The sequence below is a fragment of the Meinhardsimonia xiamenensis genome (genome assembly GCF_900102905.1).
Classification (GTDB): domain Bacteria; phylum Pseudomonadota; class Alphaproteobacteria; order Rhodobacterales; family Rhodobacteraceae; genus Meinhardsimonia; species Meinhardsimonia xiamenensis.
This window is the reverse complement of record NZ_FNFV01000006.1, coordinates 28165-48215: the sequence shown is the minus strand read 5'-3', so window position 1 is coordinate 48215 and position 20051 is coordinate 28165. Positions and strand designations below refer to the sequence as shown.

At 67.4% G+C, this 20051-nt stretch carries 20 protein-coding genes; 11 read left to right on the top strand and 9 right to left on the bottom strand.

Translation table 11 applies throughout. The features are described 5' to 3' along the window. Positions 1 to 372: 372 nt before the first annotated feature. The 7 genes from guaA (at position 373) to ppk2 (ending at position 8087) form a co-directional block, all read left to right on the top strand. Complete coding sequence (gene guaA / locus BLQ14_RS12690; protein ID WP_092500947.1) at positions 373 to 1935, top strand: glutamine-hydrolyzing GMP synthase; 1563 nt, start codon at positions 373 to 375, stop codon at positions 1933 to 1935. Further along, entirely contained in the window at positions 1926 to 2852 is a 927-nt protein-coding gene (locus tag BLQ14_RS12685) for a DMT family transporter (RefSeq protein WP_092500946.1), read from the top strand. The genes guaA and BLQ14_RS12685 overlap by 10 nt, the downstream gene beginning before the upstream one ends. 139 nt (positions 2853 to 2991) lie before the next feature. Then, complete coding sequence (locus BLQ14_RS12680; RefSeq protein ID WP_092500945.1) at positions 2992 to 4113, top strand: OmpP1/FadL family transporter; 1122 nt, start codon at positions 2992 to 2994, stop codon at positions 4111 to 4113. A 114-nt stretch (positions 4114 to 4227) separates the two neighbouring features. Next, positions 4228 to 5166 carry a DMT family transporter gene (locus BLQ14_RS12675; RefSeq protein ID WP_092500944.1) on the top strand — a complete coding sequence of 313 codons (939 nt, stop codon included), beginning with the start codon at positions 4228 to 4230 and terminating at the stop codon, positions 5164 to 5166. 73 nt (positions 5167 to 5239) lie between these two features. Then, a complete protein-coding gene (locus BLQ14_RS12670) occupies positions 5240 to 6100 on the top strand; it encodes an ATPase (RefSeq protein ID WP_092501014.1) in 861 nt (286 codons plus the stop codon). Between the two features lie 50 nt (positions 6101 to 6150). Continuing rightward, entirely contained in the window at positions 6151 to 7074 is a 924-nt protein-coding gene (metA, locus tag BLQ14_RS12665) for a homoserine O-acetyltransferase MetA (protein ID WP_092500943.1), read from the top strand. 128 nt (positions 7075 to 7202) lie between these two features. Then, on the top strand, positions 7203 to 8087 hold the full coding sequence (gene ppk2 / locus BLQ14_RS12660) for a polyphosphate kinase 2 (protein ID WP_092500942.1): 885 nt from the start codon (positions 7203 to 7205) through the stop codon (positions 8085 to 8087). A 133-nt stretch (positions 8088 to 8220) separates the two neighbouring features. Here ppk2 and rpsI read toward each other — a convergent pair whose 3' ends face one another. Both rpsI and rplM read right to left on the bottom strand, forming a co-directional pair. After that, positions 8221 to 8712, bottom strand: a complete 492-nt coding sequence (gene rpsI / locus BLQ14_RS12655; protein ID WP_092500941.1) for a 30S ribosomal protein S9 — start codon at positions 8710 to 8712, stop codon at positions 8221 to 8223. Positions 8713 to 8714: 2 nt separating this feature from the next. Beyond that, positions 8715 to 9173, bottom strand: coding sequence for a 50S ribosomal protein L13 (gene rplM / locus BLQ14_RS12650; protein WP_092500940.1), 459 nt, complete (start codon positions 9171 to 9173; stop codon positions 8715 to 8717). A gap of 433 nt (positions 9174 to 9606) precedes the next feature. On the opposite strand from rplM, the gene speD reads away from it, so the two are divergent. The 3 genes from speD to BLQ14_RS12635 all read left to right on the top strand — a co-directional run bounded on the left by speD (position 9607) and on the right by BLQ14_RS12635 (position 12679). Further along, entirely contained in the window at positions 9607 to 10191 is a 585-nt protein-coding gene (gene speD / locus BLQ14_RS12645; protein WP_092500939.1) for an adenosylmethionine decarboxylase, read from the top strand. Further along, a complete protein-coding gene (speE, locus tag BLQ14_RS12640; protein ID WP_092500938.1) occupies positions 10188 to 11033 on the top strand; it encodes a polyamine aminopropyltransferase in 846 nt (281 codons plus the stop codon). The genes speD and speE overlap by 4 nt, the downstream gene beginning before the upstream one ends. A gap of 101 nt (positions 11034 to 11134) precedes the next feature. Beyond that, positions 11135 to 12679: a trimethylamine methyltransferase family protein gene (locus tag BLQ14_RS12635; RefSeq protein WP_092500937.1), complete on the top strand. Its 1545-nt coding sequence runs from the start codon at positions 11135 to 11137 to the stop codon at positions 12677 to 12679. 1 nt (position 12680) lies between these two features. Here the strand turns inward: BLQ14_RS12635 and BLQ14_RS12630 are convergent, their stop codons facing one another. Continuing rightward, on the bottom strand, positions 12681 to 13103 hold the full coding sequence (locus BLQ14_RS12630) for a PaaI family thioesterase (protein ID WP_092500936.1): 423 nt from the start codon (positions 13101 to 13103) through the stop codon (positions 12681 to 12683). A gap of 61 nt (positions 13104 to 13164) precedes the next feature. On the opposite strand from BLQ14_RS12630, the gene BLQ14_RS12625 reads away from it, so the two are divergent. Next, positions 13165 to 13950 (top strand): enoyl-CoA hydratase, encoded by a 786-nt coding sequence (locus BLQ14_RS12625; protein ID WP_092500935.1) that lies wholly within the window; start codon positions 13165 to 13167, stop codon positions 13948 to 13950. Between the two features lie 69 nt (positions 13951 to 14019). Here BLQ14_RS12625 and BLQ14_RS12620 read toward each other — a convergent pair whose 3' ends face one another. Genes BLQ14_RS12620 through purC form a run of 6 tightly spaced genes read right to left on the bottom strand, consistent with a single transcriptional unit; the run spans position 14020 to position 20029 of the window. Continuing rightward, entirely contained in the window at positions 14020 to 15354 is a 1335-nt protein-coding gene (locus tag BLQ14_RS12620; RefSeq protein ID WP_092500934.1) for a sigma-54-dependent transcriptional regulator, read from the bottom strand. Positions 15355 to 15389: 35 nt separating this feature from the next. Next, a complete protein-coding gene (locus BLQ14_RS12615) occupies positions 15390 to 17192 on the bottom strand; it encodes a sensor histidine kinase (protein WP_092500933.1) in 1803 nt (600 codons plus the stop codon). Positions 17193 to 17236: 44 nt separating this feature from the next. Further along, positions 17237 to 17905, bottom strand: coding sequence for a phosphoribosylformylglycinamidine synthase subunit PurQ (gene purQ, locus BLQ14_RS12610; RefSeq protein WP_092500932.1), 669 nt, complete (start codon positions 17903 to 17905; stop codon positions 17237 to 17239). A gap of 12 nt (positions 17906 to 17917) precedes the next feature. Continuing rightward, positions 17918 to 18961, bottom strand: coding sequence for a zinc-binding dehydrogenase (locus tag BLQ14_RS12605; RefSeq protein WP_092500931.1), 1044 nt, complete (start codon positions 18959 to 18961; stop codon positions 17918 to 17920). A 14-nt stretch (positions 18962 to 18975) separates the two neighbouring features. Continuing rightward, positions 18976 to 19230, bottom strand: coding sequence for a phosphoribosylformylglycinamidine synthase subunit PurS (purS, locus tag BLQ14_RS12600; protein ID WP_092500930.1), 255 nt, complete (start codon positions 19228 to 19230; stop codon positions 18976 to 18978). A gap of 37 nt (positions 19231 to 19267) precedes the next feature. Next, the gene (gene purC, locus BLQ14_RS12595) at positions 19268 to 20029 is read right to left on the bottom strand and encodes a phosphoribosylaminoimidazolesuccinocarboxamide synthase (protein WP_092500929.1); all 762 of its coding nucleotides are present in this window, start codon (positions 20027 to 20029) and stop codon (positions 19268 to 19270) included. Between the last annotated feature and the right edge of the window lie 22 nt (positions 20030 to 20051).

Sequence of the window (20051 nt, the reverse complement as noted above, 5' to 3'; positions counted from 1 at the left end):
ATGGCGCGATTGCGACATGCGCGGCGCCGCCGCGGCTCTGCCCCGTACCCCGAAGCATTTCCGAAACCGAAGGGGTTGCGCCTGCTTTTCCGTGAAAGGACCGCGCGATCCCGCCCCCGAGCCGCAGGCGGAAGCACCGATGACGGCAAGCCTGACGACCCCGCCGCGAGCGCGCACGGCGGGTGTTTCATCCTCTCCCTCTGCCGAGCTCTCCCGTTTCTGCCGGACCGCCTCGCCAGGGTTTCCGGCGTTCTTTCGGGCAGCCCCGACCGAACCCCGCGAAGGAGGCGGAGCCCGTGCATGCGGTTCCCAAGCAAGGGAGCGGGCGGACACGCTTGCCAGCCGCGGCGAAGCCCCCTAAAGGCGGGGTGCATGAGCACCCATCAGCGCCTTCTCATCATCGACTTCGGCAGCCAGGTCACGCAGCTCATCGCGCGGCGGCTCCGTGAAGCTCACGTCTACTGCGAGATCCACCCCTACCAGAAGGTGGATGCCGCCTTTCTCAAGGAATTCGCCCCCCAGGCGGTGATCCTCTCGGGCGGGCCGGCAAGCGTCACCGAGCCGGGCAGCCCGCGCGCGCCGCAGGAGCTTTTCGAGATGGGCGTGCCGATCCTCGGCATCTGCTACGGCCAGCAGGTGATGATGGTCCAGCTCGGCGGACACGTGGAATCGGGCCACAAGGCCGAGTTCGGGCGCGCCTTCGTCGAGCCCGTGGGCAACCACCGCGACGAGCCGATCTTCGAGGGGCTGTTCGAGAACGGCCGCGAAGAGGTGTGGATGAGCCACGGCGACCGCGTCACCGCGCTTGCCCCGGGTTTCGAGGTCTATGGCACCTCGCCCGGCGCCCCTTATGCCATCGTCGCCGATCCCAGGCGCCATTTCTATGCCGTGCAGTTTCACCCCGAGGTGCACCACACCCCGAACGGTGCGCGCCTTCTGCGCAACTTCACCCGAATCGCCGGCTTCACCGGCGACTGGACGATGGGCGCCTACAAGGAGGAGGCCATCCGCAGGATCCGCGAGCAGGTCGGCCCGCACGGCCGGGTCATCTGCGGGCTCTCGGGCGGGGTGGACTCGTCGGTCGCCGCGGTGCTGATCCACGAGGCGATCGGCGATCGCCTCACCTGCGTCTTCGTCGATCACGGGCTGTTGCGCCTTGGCGAGGCGGAGGAGGTCGTGACCATGTTCCGCGACCACTACAACATCCCCCTCATCCACGCCGACGAGTCGGAGCTCTTCCTGAGCGCGCTCGAGGGCGTCTCCGACCCCGAGGAGAAGCGCAAGACGATCGGGCGGCTCTTCATCGACGTCTTCCAGAAACATGCCGCCGAGGCGGGGGGCGCGGAGTTTCTCGCCCAAGGCACACTCTATCCGGACGTCATCGAATCGGTCTCCGTGACCGGCGGGCCATCGGTCACCATCAAGTCGCATCACAATGTGGGCGGGCTGCCCGAGAAGATGGGGCTCAAGCTCGTGGAGCCCTTGCGCGAACTGTTCAAGGACGAGGTGCGCGAGCTCGGCCGCGAGCTGGGATTGCCCGAGCGCTTCATCGGCCGCCACCCTTTCCCCGGGCCCGGCCTTGCCATCCGCTGCCCCGGCGAGATCACCCGCGAGAAGCTCGAGATCCTGCGCCGGGCGGATGCCGTCTTCATCGACCAGATCCGCCGCCACGGTCTCTATGACGAGATCTGGCAGGCCTTTGCCGTGATCCTGCCGGTGCGTACGGTAGGGGTGATGGGAGACGCGCGCACCTATGACTATGCCTGCGCGCTCAGGGCCGTCACTTCGGTGGACGGGATGACGGCCGACTACTACCCCTTCAGCCATGAGTTCCTCTCCGAGACGGCGAACCGCATCGTCGGCGAGGTCAGGGGCATCAACCGCGTCACCTACGACATCACCTCGAAGCCGCCGGGGACGATCGAATGGGAGTGAGGCAGCTCGCGCCCTCCGAAAGCGCAGGCCTCGCGACCGCCGGCGATCCGCGGCGGATCGCGCTTGCCGCCGTCTGGATGCTGGGGGCGATCGTTTCCTTCACCTCCATGGCGGTGGCGGGGCGGGCGGTGTCCGCCGAGCTCGATACCTTCGAGATCATGCTCTATCGCTCGGTGATCGGGGTGGCGGTCGTCGTGCTCGTGGCGCTTCGGCTGGGGCGCACGGGAGAGTTTGCGACGCGCCGGATCGGCCTGCACGCCTTGCGCAATGTCAGCCATTTCGCCGGGCAGAACCTGTGGTTCTTCGCCATAACCGTGGCCCCGCTGACGCAGGTTTTCGCGCTGGAGTTCACCACGCCGATCTGGGCGATGCTGTTTGCACCGCTGGTGCTCGGCGAGCGGCTCACGCCGGTGCGGGTGCTCAGCGCAGGGCTTGGCTTCATCGGCGTGCTCATCGTCACACGCCCCGATGTCGGTGCGCCCGGCATCGGGCTGGTTGCCGCGGCCGGCGCTGCGCTCGGTTTCGCTGGCTCGGCACTCTTCACCCGGCTTCTGACCCGCACCGAGACAATCCTGACCATCATGTTCTGGCTGACCGCCATGCAGTCCGTCTTCGGGCTCGTCTGCGCGGGATTCGATGGCGACATCGCCTGGCCGTCGACCGCCGCCTGGCCGGGTGTGGCGGTGATCGCCGTTGCCGGCCTTCTGGCGCACAGCTGCCTGACCAAGGCGCTGTCGATGGCGCCCGCGGCCGTCATCATGCCGGTCGATTTCGCGCGCCTGCCGCTGATCGGGCTCGTCGGCATGGCGCTTTACCACGAACCGCTCGATGTCTGGGTGCTTGTCGGCGGGGCGGTGATCTTCGCCGCCAACTACATCAACATCCGCGCCGAATCGCGACTCTCCCACCGCGTGTAGAGCTGACGCAGGGGGAAGCCTGGAGAGTGTCCTTCGGGCCACGCTTAGCGGTCGTGTGCGGAGGGCGACGCTACGGCATCTTTGACGCAACTGGCCCGTCGGTGAATCTGTAGGGCAGGACTTCGGGGGAGGACCAAAGATGCTCAGATTCAGCCTTGCCGCGTCTTGCGCGGCACTTGTCGCCGGAAGCGCAATCGCCGGCGGGCTCGACCGCTCGGGCCAGCCGGTATCGCCGCTCTTTGAGGCGGGCAGCTACGGAGAATTCACGCTCAGCTTCGTTGCACCCAGCGTCTCGGGCGTGGCCACCGCCGCCTCACCGACGCCGGGCGCGAGCTCAGGCGACATGGCGGCCGACTATTTCGCCTACAGCTTCGCCTTCAAGACAGACATCAGCGACCGGCTCAGCGTCGCGCTTCTGCACGACCAACCCTGGGGCGCGGACACGGACTATCCCGCGGGGACGGGCTACTTTGCGCAAGGATCGACGGCCACGCTGAATTCCGACGCGCTCACTGCGCTTGTGCGTTACCGGCTCGGCGAGCGCTTCAGCGTTCACGGCGGCGTGCGCATCGAGACTATATCGGCCACTGCCACCATCCCTTTCGTGACTGCCGTTCCGGGCGTGACCCCGCCCTATCAGGTAACCGCTGCGACCTCGAGCGGCACCGGCTGGGTTGCGGGCGCGGCCTATGAGATCCCGCAATATGCCCTGCGCGTGGCGGTGACCTACAACTCGTCGATCTCGCACAACCTCGCCACCAGTGAAAGCTCGGTGCTCGGCCCCAGCACCTCGACAACGCCGGTGACATTCCCTCAGTCGCTGAACCTCGACTTCCAGACCGGCCTCAACCCGAAGACGCTTCTCTTCGGTGGCGTGCGCTGGGTGGAATGGTCGAGCTTCGAGATGCGTCCCGCCGATTATGCGACGCTCACGGGCGATGCGCTGGTCTCCTACGACAGCGACACCATCACCTATACGCTTGGGCTGGGGCGCAAGCTCACCGAAACACTCTCCGCGGCGGTGACGCTGGGCTATGAAGCGCCCACGGGCGGCTTTTCCTCCAATCTCGGCCCCAAGGATGGTATGACCTCGCTCGGCCTTGGCCTCAGCCACCAGCGTGGCAAGGTGAAGATCTCGGGCGGCGTGCGCTATGTCATGGTGGGCGACGCCCAGACCACGCTGGATGATGTCAATGCCGCCTCAGATTTCACCGGCAACAGCGCGCTTGCCGTGGGAATGAAGGTCGGCTTCAACTTCTGAGTCTTGCAATAGCAAGGAGGGCCCGCGTGCACGCCTGGCGCGGGCCCTTGCCTTTGCTGTCGAATGCGCCGATTCCGGGTCGCTCCCCTTGCGCTGTGAGGCTAATGCGGCCCCATGACCGAGCAGAAATCCCTCACCCCTGGCGCCTGGGCCGAGCTCTTGGCACTCTCCACGCTCTGGGGCGGTTCCTTTCTGGCAATCCGCATCGCGCTTGACGAGATCGGCTTTGTCACCGCAGTGGCCCACCGGGTGGTCTGGGCAGCACTGATCCTGTGGGCCATCATTGCCTGGCGCGGGCTGGCGCTGCCGCGCTCGGCCCGCCTCTGGGGCGCCTTCCTCGTCATGGGGCTTCTCAACAACGTCATCCCCTTCAGCCTGATGGCCTGGGGACAGCTCCATATCGAAAGCGGGCTTGCGGCGATCCTGAACGCGACCACCGCCATCTTCGGCGTGGCAGTGGCTGCGGCCTTCTTCGCCGACGAGCGGCTGACACCACGCCGGTTCGCCGGCGCAGTGCTGGGCCTCGCGGGCGTGGCCGTGACGATGGGGCTCGAGGCGTTGCTCGCACTTGACCTGCGCTCGCTCGCCCAGCTCGCGGTGCTGGGCGGGGCCTTCTCCTATTCGCTCGCCAGCGCCTGGGCGCGGGCGCGCCTCTCCTCGCTCGCGCCAGAGGTGGCGGCAGCGGGGATGCTCACCGGCGCGAGTCTCGTGATGGTGCCGGCTGCACTCTGGCTCGATGGTCCGCCGCGCCTCGCGCTGGAGCCTCAGACATGGGGCGCGATCGGTTACTACGCGGTGCTCGCCACGGCGCTGGCATATCTCCTTTATTACCGCGTGCTCGCGGTGGCCGGCGCGGGCAATCTGATGCTGTGCACGCTTCTCATTCCGCCGATCGCGATCGTACTCGGGGCGCTCTTTCGCGGCGAAGCGCTGCCGGCCCATGCGCTTTCCGGCTTCGGGCTGATCGCACTCGGCCTTGCGGTGCTCGATGGGCGGCTTCTTGGCGCTCTCCACCGCCTTGCGCCGAGGCTGCCGCGGCGCGATGGCCATTGAATTGCCACCCCCAAAACGGCTATCGCCTGCCCTCGATGGCGACAGCAGCATGCGTTCCCGGGCGGTGGCGGCGATGATCTACGCAAGCGCGGATGACTGGCTTGAAGCGGAGCGCAAGCGGGTGCTCCTGTTCGGGATGTCGGGGCTCGGCAAGACCCATGTCTCGAACCTCCTGCGCCAGTCGGGCAACTGGTTTCACTACTCGGTCGATTACCGCATCGGCACGCGCTACATGGGCGAGCACATCGTCGACAACTTCAAGCGCGAGGCGATGAAGGTGCCGTTCCTGCGCGAGCATCTGATGAACGACTCGATCTACATCGCCTCGAACATCACCTTCAACAATCTCCAGCCGCTCTCGCGCTATCTCGGCAAGCCCGGGAACCCCGAAAAGGGCGGCCTGCCCTTTGCCGAATACCTGCGCCGACAGGACCAGCACCGCTCGGCCGAGGTCTCCGCGCTTCTCGACACCCCCCACTTCATCGACCGCGCCGAGGACATCTACGGCTATCGCCATTTCGTCTGCGACTCGGGCGGCTCGATCTGCGAGGTGGTGGACCCCGACGACCCCGACGACCCGGTGCTCAACGTGCTCGCCGGCCATCTCCTGATGGTCTGGATCGAGGGCAGCGAGGCGCATACCGAGGAACTCGTGCGCCGCTTCGTGCGCGCGCCGAAGCCCATGTACTACCAGCGTGACTTTCTCGAGGCGGCCTGGGCCGAGTATCTCGCCGAGACGGGACTCGCGGAAGAGGAAGTCGACCCCGACGACTTCATGCGCTGGACCTATGCGCGCGCGCTGGCCCACCGTCAGCCGCGCTATGCGGCCATGGCGCGCAACTGGGGCATTTCGGTCAAGGCCGAGGAGATCGCCGCCGTCACCGACGACGAGAGCTTCATCGCGCTCATCGCCCGCGCCCTTGAGCGGCGCTGACAATCCCTCTATCTCTTCGGCTCCCCCGCATCCATGGACAGAAAAACGCCATGCCGATCAAGCTTCCCGCCGATCTGCCCGCCTTCGAGGTTCTCCGCCGCGAAGGGGTGATGGTGATGTCCGAGGAGCTTGCCGAGCGGCAGGACATCCGCCCGCTCAGGATCGGGCTTCTCAATCTGATGCCGAAGAAGATCCAGACCGAGACGCAGTTTGCCCGGCTGATCGGGGCCACGCCGCTGCAGATCGAGCTCAGGCTCATCCGCATGACGGAGCACCGCCCCAAGAACACCGCCGCCGAGCACATGGAAGCCTTCTACCGCCCCTTCGCCGAGGTCGAGGCCTCGGGCGAGAAGTTCGACGGGCTCATCATCACCGGCGCCCCGATCGAGCACCTGCCCTTCGAGGAGGTCACCTACTGGGACGAACTCACGCGGGTGATGGACTGGACGCAGACGCATGTCCACTCCACCTTCGGCGTCTGCTGGGGCGGCATGGCCATGGCCTGGCACTTCCACGGGCTCAGGAAGCACATGCTGCCGCACAAGGCCTTCGGCTGCTTCCGCCATCAGAATCTCGCGCCGGCCTCGCCCTATCTGCGCGGCTTCTCCGACGATTGCGTGGTACCGGTGAGCCGCTGGACGGAGGTGCGCCAGGAGGAGATCGACGCCATCCCCGAGCTTTCCACGCTTCTGGGCAGCGAGGAGGTCGGCCCCTGTCTCGTTGAGGACCGCGACCATCGCGCCCTCTACATCTTCAACCATTTCGAATACGACACCGACACGCTCAAGCAGGAGTATGACCGCGACGTTGCCGCCGGCGTCGAGATCAACGTGCCGGTCAACTACTTCCCCAACGACGACCCGACGCTCACGCCGCTCAACCGCTGGCGCAGTCACGCGCATCTGCTCTACGGCAACTGGATCAACGAGATCTATCAGACCACACCCTATGATCTCGATGCCATCGGGCGGTGAGAGGCGCCGCCCTGCGGGCGGCATGGGTATTTGAACCAGGGTGATGGGGACAAGGGGCGCGCCCGGAGAGCCATTGCGCGCGCCCCTCGCCCGCCCTTTACTGGCGCCAGGATGGGAGGCCGCAGGACATGACCGATCTGCCTTTCGAGGGCGCCATATCGCGCTTCTTTCACGAAGAGGCGCCGGACGACATTCGCCGCGCAATCGAGGCGGCCGGGGATGAGGAGATGCTCGATCCATCCTTCCCCTATCGCCGGCGCATGGGCGGCAAGGAGTATCGGCGCCGTTTCGATGCGCTGCAGCTCGAACTCGTGAAGCTTCAGGCGGATGTCAGGGCCACCGGAAAGCGGGTGGTGGTGATCTTCGAGGGGCGCGATGCGGCCGGCAAGGGCGGCACCATCAAACGCTTCCGCGAGAATCTCAATCCTCGCGTGGCGCGGGTCGTGGCGCTGCCCAAGCCGACCGAGCGGGAGGCCGGCGAGTGGTATTTCCAGCGCTACGTGCGCCAGCTGCCGGGCGCAGGCGAGATCGTGCTGTTCGACCGCTCCTGGTACAACAGGGGCGTGGTGGAAAAGGTGTTCGGCTTCTGCACCGACGAGCAGCGCGCGCGCTTCTTCGCCCAGATTCCCGAGTTCGAAGCCATGCTGGTGGAGGAGGGCATCGCGCTTTTCAAGATCTGGCTGAATGTCAGCCGCGCCGAACAGCTGCGCCGCTTCCTCGCCCGCGAGAGAAATCCTCTCAAGCAGTGGAAGCTCAGCCGCATCGATGTCGAGGGGCTGTCGCGCTGGGATGACTACACACGGGCCATTGCCGAAACCTTCGAGCGCTCCCACAGCCCGGCCGCACCTTGGACGGTGATCCGCGGCGACGACAAGCGACGCGCCCGGCTGGCGGCGATGAGCGCGGTGCTCTCGCGTCTCGACTACACGGCAAAAGATCATGCCGCCGTCAGCACGCCGGACCCGGTAATCTGTGGTGGTCCCGAGATCTGGCACGACGCCGGGCCAGTCTGAGCCCCCTGCCCCATCATCCTGGTGCAAATACCCATTGCCGCCCGCAGGGCGGCCCGCGGCCTGCGCTCGAGTTCCGCCAAAGGAAAAGGGGCCGGCATTGCCACCGGCCCCTCGACTTTCCTGAAACCAGTTCTCAGCGCTTGGAGAACTGGAAGCTGCGGCGCGCCTTGCGCTTGCCGTATTTCTTGCGCTCCACCACGCGCGCGTCGCGGGTGAGGAAACCCGCCGCCTTCAGTGCCGGCCTCAGGCTCGGGTCATAGAGCTGCAGCGCCTTGGAGATGCCGTGCTTGACCGCGCCGGCCTGCCCCGACAGCCCGCCGCCCCTGACGGTGGCCATCACGTCAAACTGGCCGTCAACGCCCGCCACCTGGAATGGCTGACGCAGGATCATCTGCAGAACCGGCCGGGCGAAGTACTGCGCCATGTCCTTGCCGTTCACGGTGACCTTGCCCGAACCGGGCTTGATCCAGACGCGGGCCACCGCGTCCTTGCGCTTGCCCGTCGCGTAGCTGCGGCCGAACTCGTCGCGCACCGGCTCGCGCGGGGTTTCGGGCTCGGCCGCCACGGCCGCCTCGGCGCCGGCGACAGCGCCCAGCTCTTCGAGCGATCTGATTTCTTCGGCCATGCTCAGCTCCGGGTGTTCTTGCGGTTCATGGACTTCACGTCCAGCACTTCGGGGTTCTGCGCCGCATGGGGATGCTCGGGCCCCGCATAGACGCGCAGATGCGTCATCTGGCGGCGCGCCAGCCGGTTCTTCGGCAGCATGCGCCGCACCGCCTGCATCACCACCCGCTCCGGGTGCGGGCCCTCGAGGATCTGGCCCGTGGTGCGTGACTTGATGCCACCCGGATAGCCGGTGTGCCAGTAGTTGGGCTTCTCGCGCTTGCGGCCGGTGAGCTGCACCTTGTCCGCGTTGATGACGATCACGTTGTCGCCCATGTCCATGTGGGGGGTGAAGCTCGGCTTGTGCTTGCCACGCAGCCGGTTGGCGACGATCGAGGCGAGCCGGCCCAGAACGACGCCTTCCGCATCGATCAGGATCCACTTCTTCTCGATCTCCGCCGGAGTGGCGGTGTAGGTCTTCATTGCTTGCATCCTTCAGGATCGGAATTCCGCAGCCAAAGCCGGCACCCTGCCGGGGCCGCTTCGGGATGGCGCGTTTCTATCGCGGCGGGCGATACAGTCAAGAGGCATTGCGCGAAAATACTGACGGCATATCAGCGCCTTGTGATTGGGGTTATTTAATACCCCATTTCCTGACCGCTTTCTCGGCTGTCCGGCTGCCAGTCCCGCCGCCAGTCACGCCGCCAGTCACGCGGGCAGCACCGCGCGCGGGCATGCTGCGGAGGCGGGGATGCTCGCGGAATCCTGACGCGGGCGAAGAAAAGGCTTGAACGAATCCGCACGAACCCTTATCTGCCGCCGGCACGCGAGGGTCCGATCCCAACCCCGGAGCACTCGGGGGGGCGCTAAGGAGCCTCTGGATTCCATCTGCTGGCTGAGAGAGGGGGACGCGCCCATGGAACGCGCCGACCTCTTCCAACTGGGGATCGGTCTGGAGACAGGCGCCCACGAGGAAGAAACCGCACCCTGCGGCATTGCCGCGACGACCACCGCAACCACCACCGACGCAAAAGCGGACCTCGACGCCCATACAGGCGAGCGGGCGGCGGCGATTGCGCGGCTCACCGAATCGGAGCGGGAGGATCACTTCATCCGCCGCGATGGCGCCGTCTTTGCCGGCACGCACCTCATCATCGAGGTGGTCAACGGCCACGGGCTTGACGACGAGGCGCGCATCCGCCGCGCCTTCCTCGACTCGATCGAGGCTGCGGGCGCCACGCTTCTGCACATCCACACCCACAAGTTTACCCCGCAGGGCGTCTCCGGCGTTGCCGTTCTCGCCGAAAGCCACATCTCGGTGCACACCTGGCCCGAGATCGGCTACGGGGCATTTGATGTCTTCATGTGCGGCGATGCCGACCCGTGGAAGGCCGTGCCCATCCTCAAGCGCGCCTTCGCAACCGATGACGTTCGGGTGACCGAGCTGCGCCGCGGCGAGGGGCTCGTGGAGGCGGCACTGGCGGCGGAGAAGGCGGCGTGAGCGAGTGGTTCACCGAGAAGCTGCACCGCGACTTCGCGCAGTCGCTGCGCATCGAGAAGCTGCATTATGACAGCAAGACCGAGCACCAGCGGCTGCGCGTCTTCCAGAACCCCACCTTCGGGCGCATCCTGACGCTCGATGATGTGGTGCAGACCACCGAGGGCGACAATTTCATCTACCACGAGATGATGAGCCATGTGCCGATCCTCGCCCATGGCGCGGCGCGGCGGGTGCTCATCATCGGCGGCGGCGACGGCGGCATGGCGCGCGAGGTGCTGCGGCACGCAAGCGTCGAGCATGTCACCATGGTCGAGATCGACGCGGGCGTGATCGAGTTCTCGAAGAAATACCTGCCGAACCTCAGCCAGGGCGCCTTCGACGACCCGCGCCTTGAGCTCGTCATCGCCGACGGCGCGCAGTTCATCCGCGAGACGGAAGGCGGCTTTGACGTCATCATCGTCGATTCGACCGATCCGATCGGGCCGGGCGAGGTGCTCTTCACCGACACCTTCTATGGCCATGCAAGGCGCGCGCTGGCACCGGGCGGCATCCTCGTGACGCAAAACGGCGTGCCCTTCCTGCAGGGCCAGGAGCTGACCAACACGATGCGCGCCTTCAAGGCGCTGTTCGCCGACTGGACCTGCTACATCGCCACCATCCCCACCTACGCCGGCGGGCCGATGGCCTTTGGCTGGGGCACGGACGGGGAGGCGCGCAAGGTGGATCTTGAGACGCTGAAGGCGCGCCATGCCGCGGCGGGGCTTGCCTGCGATTACTACACGCCCGAAGTTCACCTCGCCGCCTTTGCACTGCCGGGTTACATCCAGCGCCTTCTGCCCTGAGGCTTGATTTGCGCGCGCATCTCGCGCAGGCTTTTCCCGCTCAAGTGGGCCCGCAGTGAGCCTAAACGGTGTGTGCCGCCAAACCGCGCGAGGGGGCCACGATGGCACGCAGATCAAGACGCAACGCCGAGCTCGCCGCCGCGCCCCCGCCTGCCGATGCCTTCCATCTCGCCGCCCCGCCCCGCCCGCGCCCGGCCTTTGCCATGGCGCCGGAGGCGGCGCGCGCGCATCTCATCACCCGTGCCCGGCAGCTCCTTGCCGAACACGGCATCGCCGTCGTCCATGAGCCAGCCCGCGCGGCGATGCTGAAGGCGGGCGCCAAGCCGGGGCGCGAGGCAATCCGCATCCGCCTGCCGCGCGCCCTGCAATCGGAGGCGCTGGACGCCACGCCGAAAACCGTCACCCTCTGCGGCAAGCGCCCCGAGCGCGACATCACGCTGCCGCGCGCCGATCACGGCTTCATCATGCGCACCGGCACGGGCGCGCACGGCTTCATCGAACCCGACACCGGCCGCTACCGCAACATGGACATCGGCGATGTCGCCACCATCGCCGCGTTGGGTAACGGGCTCGATCAGGTTGGCTTCATCGCCCATCCCTTCTGCTATGGCGTGCATGAGCTCACCAGCGACATCCACGCCGTGGGCGAGCTTGTCACCCGCACCGACAAGCACATCTGGCTGCAGCCCTACAATGTCGAGAACGTCGAGTATCTCGTCCGCATCGTCGAGGCGGCGGGCTCCACCCCCGCCCGGCCCATCGCCTCGATGATCGTCTGCTCCTTCTCGCCGCTCGAGTTCAAGGTGATGGACGTGGAGGCGCTCATTCAGGCGGGCCGCGCGGGCCTGCCGGTGCACGCCTGCTCGCTGCCCTCGGCGGGCGGCACCGCGCCCTTATCGGTTGGCGGCAATGCGCTGATGGCACTGGCGGAGATCATCGCCATGGTCACCATGGCCCATGTGCTTGCCCCCGGCACGCCGGTGATCGCCACGCCCTTGATGTTCACCCTCGACATGGCCACGGGCCGGGCGCTGCACGCCTGCCCCGAAAGCCTGCAGGCCAAGGCGCTCGCGGTTGCCTGCCTGCGCGATCTCGGCCTTCTCACCCATACTTACGGCATGGGCTCGGACACCCCCGATGTCGACGGTCAGTCGATGGCCGAACGCGCGATGCTTGGCCAGATGGTCGCGCTTGCCGGCGCCGACATCTTGGGCGGCGTCGGGCAGCTCGAGACGGCCACGGTCTTCTCGCCCGTCCAGGCGGTGCTCGATGACGAGCTCGGCGCCTTCCTGCGCGCCACCATCCAGAGCCCGGAAATCGACGACGCCGCGCTCAACTGGGAAGAGGTGCGGCAAGTGGGCATCGGCGCGCATTTCCTCGCCTCGACGCACACGCTCGAGCACTGCCGCAACCAGTATCGGCCGGGCGTCTTCCAGCGCATGGGCCGCGACGACTACGAGAAGGCGGGCCGCGCCGGCGCCTTCGAGGCCGCCCGCGCGCGTGCGCTCGAGCTCATCGCCGCGCCGCCGCCCCCGGCCCTGCCCGATGAGGATGCCTGCCGCGAGATCGCCGCCATCCGCGCCGCGGCCGACGCCGACATCCTGCCGAAATCACGCAAGATCTCCGGCCGCCGCGAAGTGATCTGAGTCAGCGCTCAGGCGGGATCGCGTAGGTCAGGCTCGCCCGCGCGACATATTTCGCCACCCCCTCGGAGTGGATGTGCACCTCGCCCACCGCAAGGCTGCGCCCCAGTTTCAGAAGCCGCGCCTCGGCCAGAAGATCCACCCCCGCCGCCGGCTTGCGCATGAAGTCGATCGAGCAGTTCGTGGTCACCGCCAGCGCCTTCGGCCCGATCCGGCTCAGCACCAGCAGGTAGATCGCGACATCCGCCAGCGCGAACATGCTCGGCCCCGAAACCGTCCCGCCCGGGCGCAGATGCCGATCGGAGACAGGCATGCGCACCGTGAGACTCTCCGGCGTGAGATTCTCGATGCGGAACTGCTCGGCCACCTGCGGAAACTCGGCGGCCATGAACTCCATCAGCTCGTCGGCATTCATCGCCAGCGTCATGCTTTTCCCCCATGCCTCTCGGCGCTAGGGTTGGCCGAGACAGCAAGGAAGGACAAGCCCCATGACCCTGGTTCTGCGCGAGGACGACGGCGCGGTGGCGCGCCTGACGATGAACGCCCCCGAACGACTCAATGCGCTGTCAGACGCGATGCTGGCCGCGCTGCAGGCCGAATTCGACCGGCTGAAGGAAGACCGCGCCATTCGCGCGGTGATCCTCGCAGGCAGCGGCAAGGCCTTCTGCGCCGGCCATGACCTCAAGGAGATGACCCAGGGCCGCCAGGCGCCAGACGGCGGTGCGGCCTATTTCGCCGACCTCTTCTCGCGCTGTGCCCGGCTGATGCAGACCATCCCCACCCTGCCCCAGCCGGTGATCGCCGAGGTCCACGGCATCGCCACCGCCGCGGGCTGCCAGCTCGTCGCCTCCTGCGATCTCGCCGTGGCCGCGGAAGACGCCCGCTTCGGGGTCAATGGCGTCAACATCGGGCTCTTCTGCTCCACCCCCATGGTCGCGCTCAGCCGCAACGTGCCCCGCAAGCAGGCCTTCGAGATGCTGGTCACCGGAGATTTCATCGAGGCCCCCCGCGCGCGCGAGCTTGGCCTTGTCAACCGGGTCGTGCCGGGAGCGGTTCTGCGCGAGGAGACCGCAGCCCTCGCCGGCAAGATCGCCGGCAAGCTCGCCACCGCGGTCAGGATCGGCAAGCGCGCCTTCTACGAACAGCTGGAAATGCCGCTTGCCCAGGCCTATGCCTACACCGGCGAGGTGATGGTGGAGAACATGCTCGACCGCGACACTGCCGAGGGCATCGCCGCCTTTCTCGAGAAGCGCCGCCCGGAGTGGCGGCAGTAGCTCCATCACCCTGGGCCAAATACCCGCGCCGCAGGCACGGGCGAGGGCGCAAGCCCGCGCCCGTCCCGCTCAGGGGAGATAATCCGAGCGCTGCAGCCCGTATTTCGCCATCTTCTCGTTGAGCGTGCGGCGCGGCAGGCACAGCTCCTCCATCACCGCCGCGATCGAGCCCTTGTGCCGGCGCATGGTGTTGTCGATCAGCATCCGCTCGAAGGCTTCCACATATTCCTTCAGCGGCTTGCCCTCGGTGGTCATCACCGCCTGCACCTCCTCGCCTTCGCTCATCAACAGCGAGGCGATTGTCCCCCCGCCCCGGCGCGCCTGCAGCACCGCCCGTTCGGCCACATTGATCAGCTGGCGGATGTTGCCCGGCCAGGGCGCCTGCAGAAGCTGCGCCGCCTCCTGGGCGCTGATCTGGGGCGCTGCGCAGCCGTATTCCTCGGCAAAGCGGTCGGCGTAGTGGGTGAAGAGCATCAGGATGTCTTCCCCCCGCGCGCGCAGCGGCGGCAGCGTCAACGACATCGCGCTGAGACGGTAATAGAGATCGGGCCGCAACCGGTCGGCACAGGTCTTTCCCTGCTCCTGGAGGTTGGAGATGGCGATGATGCGCGTCTCCGGCGGGCTTCCCTGGGCGTTGATCCAGTTCAGGAGCCGGGCCTGCAGCGCCTCGGGCAGCGCCTCGATGTCCTCGATCACCAGCGTGCCCCCGCGCGCCTCCTCCAGCGCCGGCACGCCTTCGGAAGGTTCGAGCGGGCCGAAGAGGCGCCGCCCGAGCGCCTCCTCCTCCTGCCCCGCGCAGGCCACCAGCACAAACGGCCGCCCGGCCCGCGGACTGACCGCGTGCAGGGCGTGGGCCACCAGCGTCTTGCCGGTCCCCGTCTCGCCCTGGATGAGCACATGCCCCTCGGCATGGCCGATGTCGAGGATCTCCTCGCGCAGCCGGTCCATCACCGGGCTCGTGCCGATCAGCTTCTTCATCAGCGTGCCGCCATCGGCAAGCTCGCGCCGCAGCTGGCGGTTGTCGAGCGCGACGCGCCGCCGTTGGGAGGCCTTCTTGGCGAGCTCGGTCAGCCGGTCGGGGTTGAAGGGCTTCTCGAGAAAGTCGAAGGCGCCGAGCCGCATCGCCTCCACCGCCATCGGAACATCCCCATGGCCGGTGATCACGATCACCGGCAGTGCCGAATCCTGCGCCATCAAGCGGCGCAGAAACGCCATTCCGTCCATGCCCGGCATCTTGATGTCGGTAATGACGACGCCCGGCCAGTCCGGGCCGATCGCCCTGAGCGCCTCCTCGGCGCCGGCGTAGGTCTCGGTCTCGAAACCCGAGAGCGCCAGCCACTGGCCGATTGACTGGCGCATGTCCTTCTCGTCATCGACGATGGCGATCTTCATTGCCTGTGACATGGGTGTTCTCCCCACTTGCCCCGGTTGCCAGCGATCTATTCCGCCGCCTTCATGCCGTTCTCGGCGCCCACCCGCGCCAGCGGCAGATGCACATCGAACACTGCCCCGCCCTCGGTGCCATTGCGCGCCGTCAGCCTGCCGCCAAAATCAGTCACGATCGAGGAGGAGATTGCAAGGCCCAGCCCCACCCCGTCACCCGGCGCCTTGGTGGTGTAGAAGGGCTCGAAGAGCGCGTTCAGATCGGCAATGCCGTGACCGTTGTCGCGCACGCTGATCATCGCCTCCTCGCCGGCGGTGAGCACGATGTCGATGCGCGGCGCCGCGACATCCCGCGTGGCATCAACGGCGTTGCGCAAGAGGTTGATGAGCACCTGTTCAAGGCGCAAACGGTCGGCCATCACGATCACCGGCGTCTCCGGCACGGCGCGGGTGACCTCCACCCTCCGGCGCTTGAGCTGCGGCTCCATCATCGTCAGCGCCGAGGAAATGCACTCGCGCAGGTCCACCGGCTCGGCCGCCTCCGCGCCCTTGCGGGCGTAGGATTTGAGCTGGCGGGTGATCGCCCCCATGCGCTCGAGAAGATCGTCGATACGCTGGAAGGAGGACAGCGCCTCGTCCGGCCGCCGCCGTTGCAGCAGAAGCTTCGCTCCCGCCAGATAGGTCTTCATCGCCGCGAGAGGCTGGTTGAGCTCATGGCTCACCGCCGCGGACATTTCTCCCAAGGCGGCGAGCTTGGAGGCCTGGGCGATGGTCTGCTCGGCCACCTGGAGGCTCTTCTCGACGCGTTCACGCTCGGCGATCTCGCGCTGAAGCGCGGCGTTGAGGCGGCGCAGCTCCGCGGTTTCGCGTTGAAAGAAGATCTGGCGCGCGAGCGCGCGGCGGCTGGCCAGCCAGAACGCGCCGGCGAGCAGCATGGCAAAGCCCATGATTTCCATCGCCAGAACCGCGTTGACGCGCGCGCGCACGCTGCCGTAGCTGGTAAACGCGATCATCTGCCAGCCCTGAAACGGTATGCGCGCCGTGGTGCGCATCAATGCGTCACCGCTGTAGAAGGCCTCGGCCGGCGTCGCCGTCCAGTCCGTCGCGGCCCGTATCGCGCGGGCAATCGCCGAAGGGGCCGACTGCACCGCGAGCGCCTCGGCCTCGCTGAGCCCCCGCCAGCGCGGCTCGGTGGAGAGAATCACCTGTCCGGCGCTGTTGAGCACGGCAACGGCGTCGGCGGTGCCTGCCCAGCTGCGCTCGAACTTGCGCAGATTGGCCTCCACCGCCACCACGCCAAGCAGCTGCCCGGCCGATTCCACCCGCCGGCTGTATGTGAAGCGGAATGCTCCGCTCTCGAGCCGCTCTTCGGTAAATACCGTCTCGTTGGAGCGCAGGGCGGAGACGAAGAAGGGATCGTTCCGATGCACCATGCCAAGCCTCGAGCGGTCCGTTGCCGCGACGATCCGCCCGCTCGCATCCATCAGCAGGATGGAGGCCGCCCCGATCTCCTGCCCGTACTCGATCAGCCGTTGCGAAGACTTGGTGAAATCGCCCGAATTCAGCGCCCCGATCAGCAGCGGATCGCGCGCCAGCAACAGCGGCACGACCGAGTTGCGCTGCAGCTCCGACATCAGGTTGCCGACATAGAGCGCCAGCCGCACCTCGGCGCGGGCGCGGGTGTCGGCGGTGTAACGCTCGCTCAGGAGCCTGTTGGTGACCCACACCACCGCCACCGCGACGATGACGAGAAGCACAACGGCGATCCTGCCGCCCCAGGGCAGCGGCCGGCGCAGCCAGTCCGGCGCCGCAACGCCGGTGGTTTCGGACAGGCCCGAGGGATTTCGCGGCGCGCTCATGGACCAAAGGTAGGCCGCGCCCGCCCTTGCCTCAAGCGCGACGCTCAGGCATCTGCCATGGCCGCGACAAGACCGGCGAAAAGCGGCGCACCGTCGGTGTTGCCGGTGAGCGCGTCCACCGCGCGCTCGGGGTGAGGCATCATGCCCAGAACGCGGCCGTTGGCCGAGGTGACGCCGGCGATGTCGCGCGCCGAGCCGTTGGGATTGTCGAGATAGCGGAAGGCCACCCGCCCCTCCGCTTCCAGAAGGTCGAGCGTGGCCTCGTCGGCCTGATAGTTGCCGTCGTGATGGGCCACCGGCAGCGCGATCTCCTGACCCTCGCTGTAGGCGCAAGTGTAGGGGGTGGCGGTCGTCTCCACCCGCAGCCGCACCGTGCGGCACACGAACTTGAGCCCCGCGTTGCGGATCAGCGCGCCGGGCAGAAGCCCCGCTTCGGTGAGCACCTGAAAGCCGTTGCAGATGCCCAGCACATGCCCGCCCGCCCCGGCAAAGCGCACCACCTCGCGCATGATCGGCGAATGCGCGGCGATCGCTCCGCAGCGCAGATAGTCGCCGAATGAGAAGCCGCCCGGAATCGCCACGAGGTCGAGGCCTGCGGGCAGCTCGCTGTCCTTGTGCCAGACCATGGTGACGCGGGCGCCGGCGCGCTCGAGCGCCTCCGCGAGATCACGGTCACAGTTGGAACCGGGAAATACCAGAACGGCGGCACGCATGGGCGTTTCTCCTCAGGCGGTGAAATCGGTGATGACGGCCACCCCCGGCGGCGTCGGCCCGTCGAAGGCGGCAAGCTCGGCGGAGACGTCGGAAAGCTTCACCCGCCGAGCGATGAGCGGCGAGAGATCGAGCCCGGCGGCCTCGATCAGGGCGAAAAGCGAGGGGTAGCGGTGTGCCGGCATCCCGCGCGTGCCGTAAATCGCGGCCTGCGACGAATAGAGCACGTCCCACGGCATCTCCACTGCAGCGTGTTCGCCGGCGGGCATGCCCACCTGCACCATGCGCCCAAGCTTTTTCAGCGAGCGCAGGGCGTTGCGGGCCGTTACGGGCAGGCCGAGCGCCTCGATGGCGACATCGACGCCACCGCCCGTGGCCTCGCGCATCGCCTCTGCCGCATCACCCACGCGCGCGTCGATCACCGCCGCCGCGCCCAGATCACGCGCGGCGGCGAGCTTCTCGGGCACCACGTCGGCGACGACCGCCCGCGCGCCCAGCGCCCGCGCCAAAAGAAGCGCCGACATGCCGATGCCGCCGAACCCCCAGATGCCGAGCCACTCGCCGGGCCGCAGCGCGGCGCGCCCCGTCAGGGCGTGCCAAGCGGTGGTCACGCGACAGCCAAGTGCCGCGGCAAGGGCCGGGTCCATGCCCTCGGGCAGCGCCGCAAGGTTGGTGTCGGCATGCGGCACGGCGATGCGGCTTGCGAAGGCGCCGGGGATGGTGAAGCCCGGCACCGCCTGATTGGCGCAGATCGTCTGGTTGCCCGCCTGACAGTCGGGGCATTGGCCGCAGGCGAGGATGAAGGGCGCGATCACCCTGTCGCCGCGCTTCCAGCGTCCGCAGTCGGGGCCGGTCTCCACCACCACGCCACAGAACTCGTGACCGGGCACATGCGGCAGTTTCACATCCGGGTCTGCACCCGTCCAGGCGTGCCAGTCGGAGCGGCAGATGCCGCAGGCGAGAACCTCGAGCACCACCCCGTCACCGGGGCAGTCGGGGTCGGGCAGCTCGGTGATCTCGAGCGGCGCGCGGTATCTGGTCAGAAGCGCGGCCTTCATGGCGCCCTCTCGGCCTAGCCTGCCTCGTCGGGAAGAATCTCCACCCGGTAGGTCTCGATGACCGTGTTCGCCAGCAGCTCCTCGGCCATGCGCCGCACCGTCGCCTCGGCACGGGCGGCGTTGCTTTCGTCAAGCTCGATCTCGATCACCTTGCCCTGGCGCACCTCGCCCACGCCCTCAAAGCCGAGCGCCCCCAGCGCATGGGCAATCGCCTGCCCCTGCGGGTCGAGCACGCCCTTCTTCAACATCACCGTGACCCGTGCCTTCATCGACCTGCCCTCCTTGCCTCTCTGGCGCGCCTGCGGCTCAGTTGATCAGCCGCGGCTTGCCCGAATGGGTGACGTTCGTGGGCAGCACCCCGAGCCGCCGGGCCACCTCCGAGTAGGCGTCGGCCAGATCGCCCAGATCGCGGCGGAAGACATCCTTGTCGAGATGCCGGCCCGTCTCGATGTCCCACAGCCGGCAGCTGTCGGGGCTGATCTCGTCGGCCACCACCAGCCGCTGGAAGTCGCCCTCCCAGAGCCGGCCGATCTCGATCTTGAAGTCGACAAGGCGGATGCCGACGGCCAGCATGACGCCGGAGAGAAAGTCATTCACCCTGAGCGCCAGCGCCACCATGTCGTCGAGATCCTGCTGGCTGGCCCAACCGAAGGCGATGATGTGCTCCTCGGCCACCAGCGGATCGCCGAGCCTGTCGTCCTTGTAGTAGAACTCCACGATCGGACGGGGCAGCTGCGTGCCCTCCTCGAGCCCGAGCCGCTTGGAAAGCGAGCCCGCGGCGAAGTTGCGCACCACCACCTCGAGCGGGATGATCTCCACCTGCCGCACCAGCTGCTCGCGCATGTTGAGCCGGCGGATGAAATGCGTCGGCACGCCGATGGCGTTGAGGCCGGTCATGAAGAACTCGCTGAGGCGGTTGTTGAGCACGCCCTTGCCGTCGATCACCGCGTGCTTCTCGGCATTGTAGGCGGTGGCGTCGTCCTTGAAATATTGCACCAGCGTGCCGGGTTCCGGCCCTTCATAGAGGATCTTCGCCTTGCCTTCGTAGATTTTCTTGCGCCGTGCCATGGGGCACCCCCGAATCGGAAGC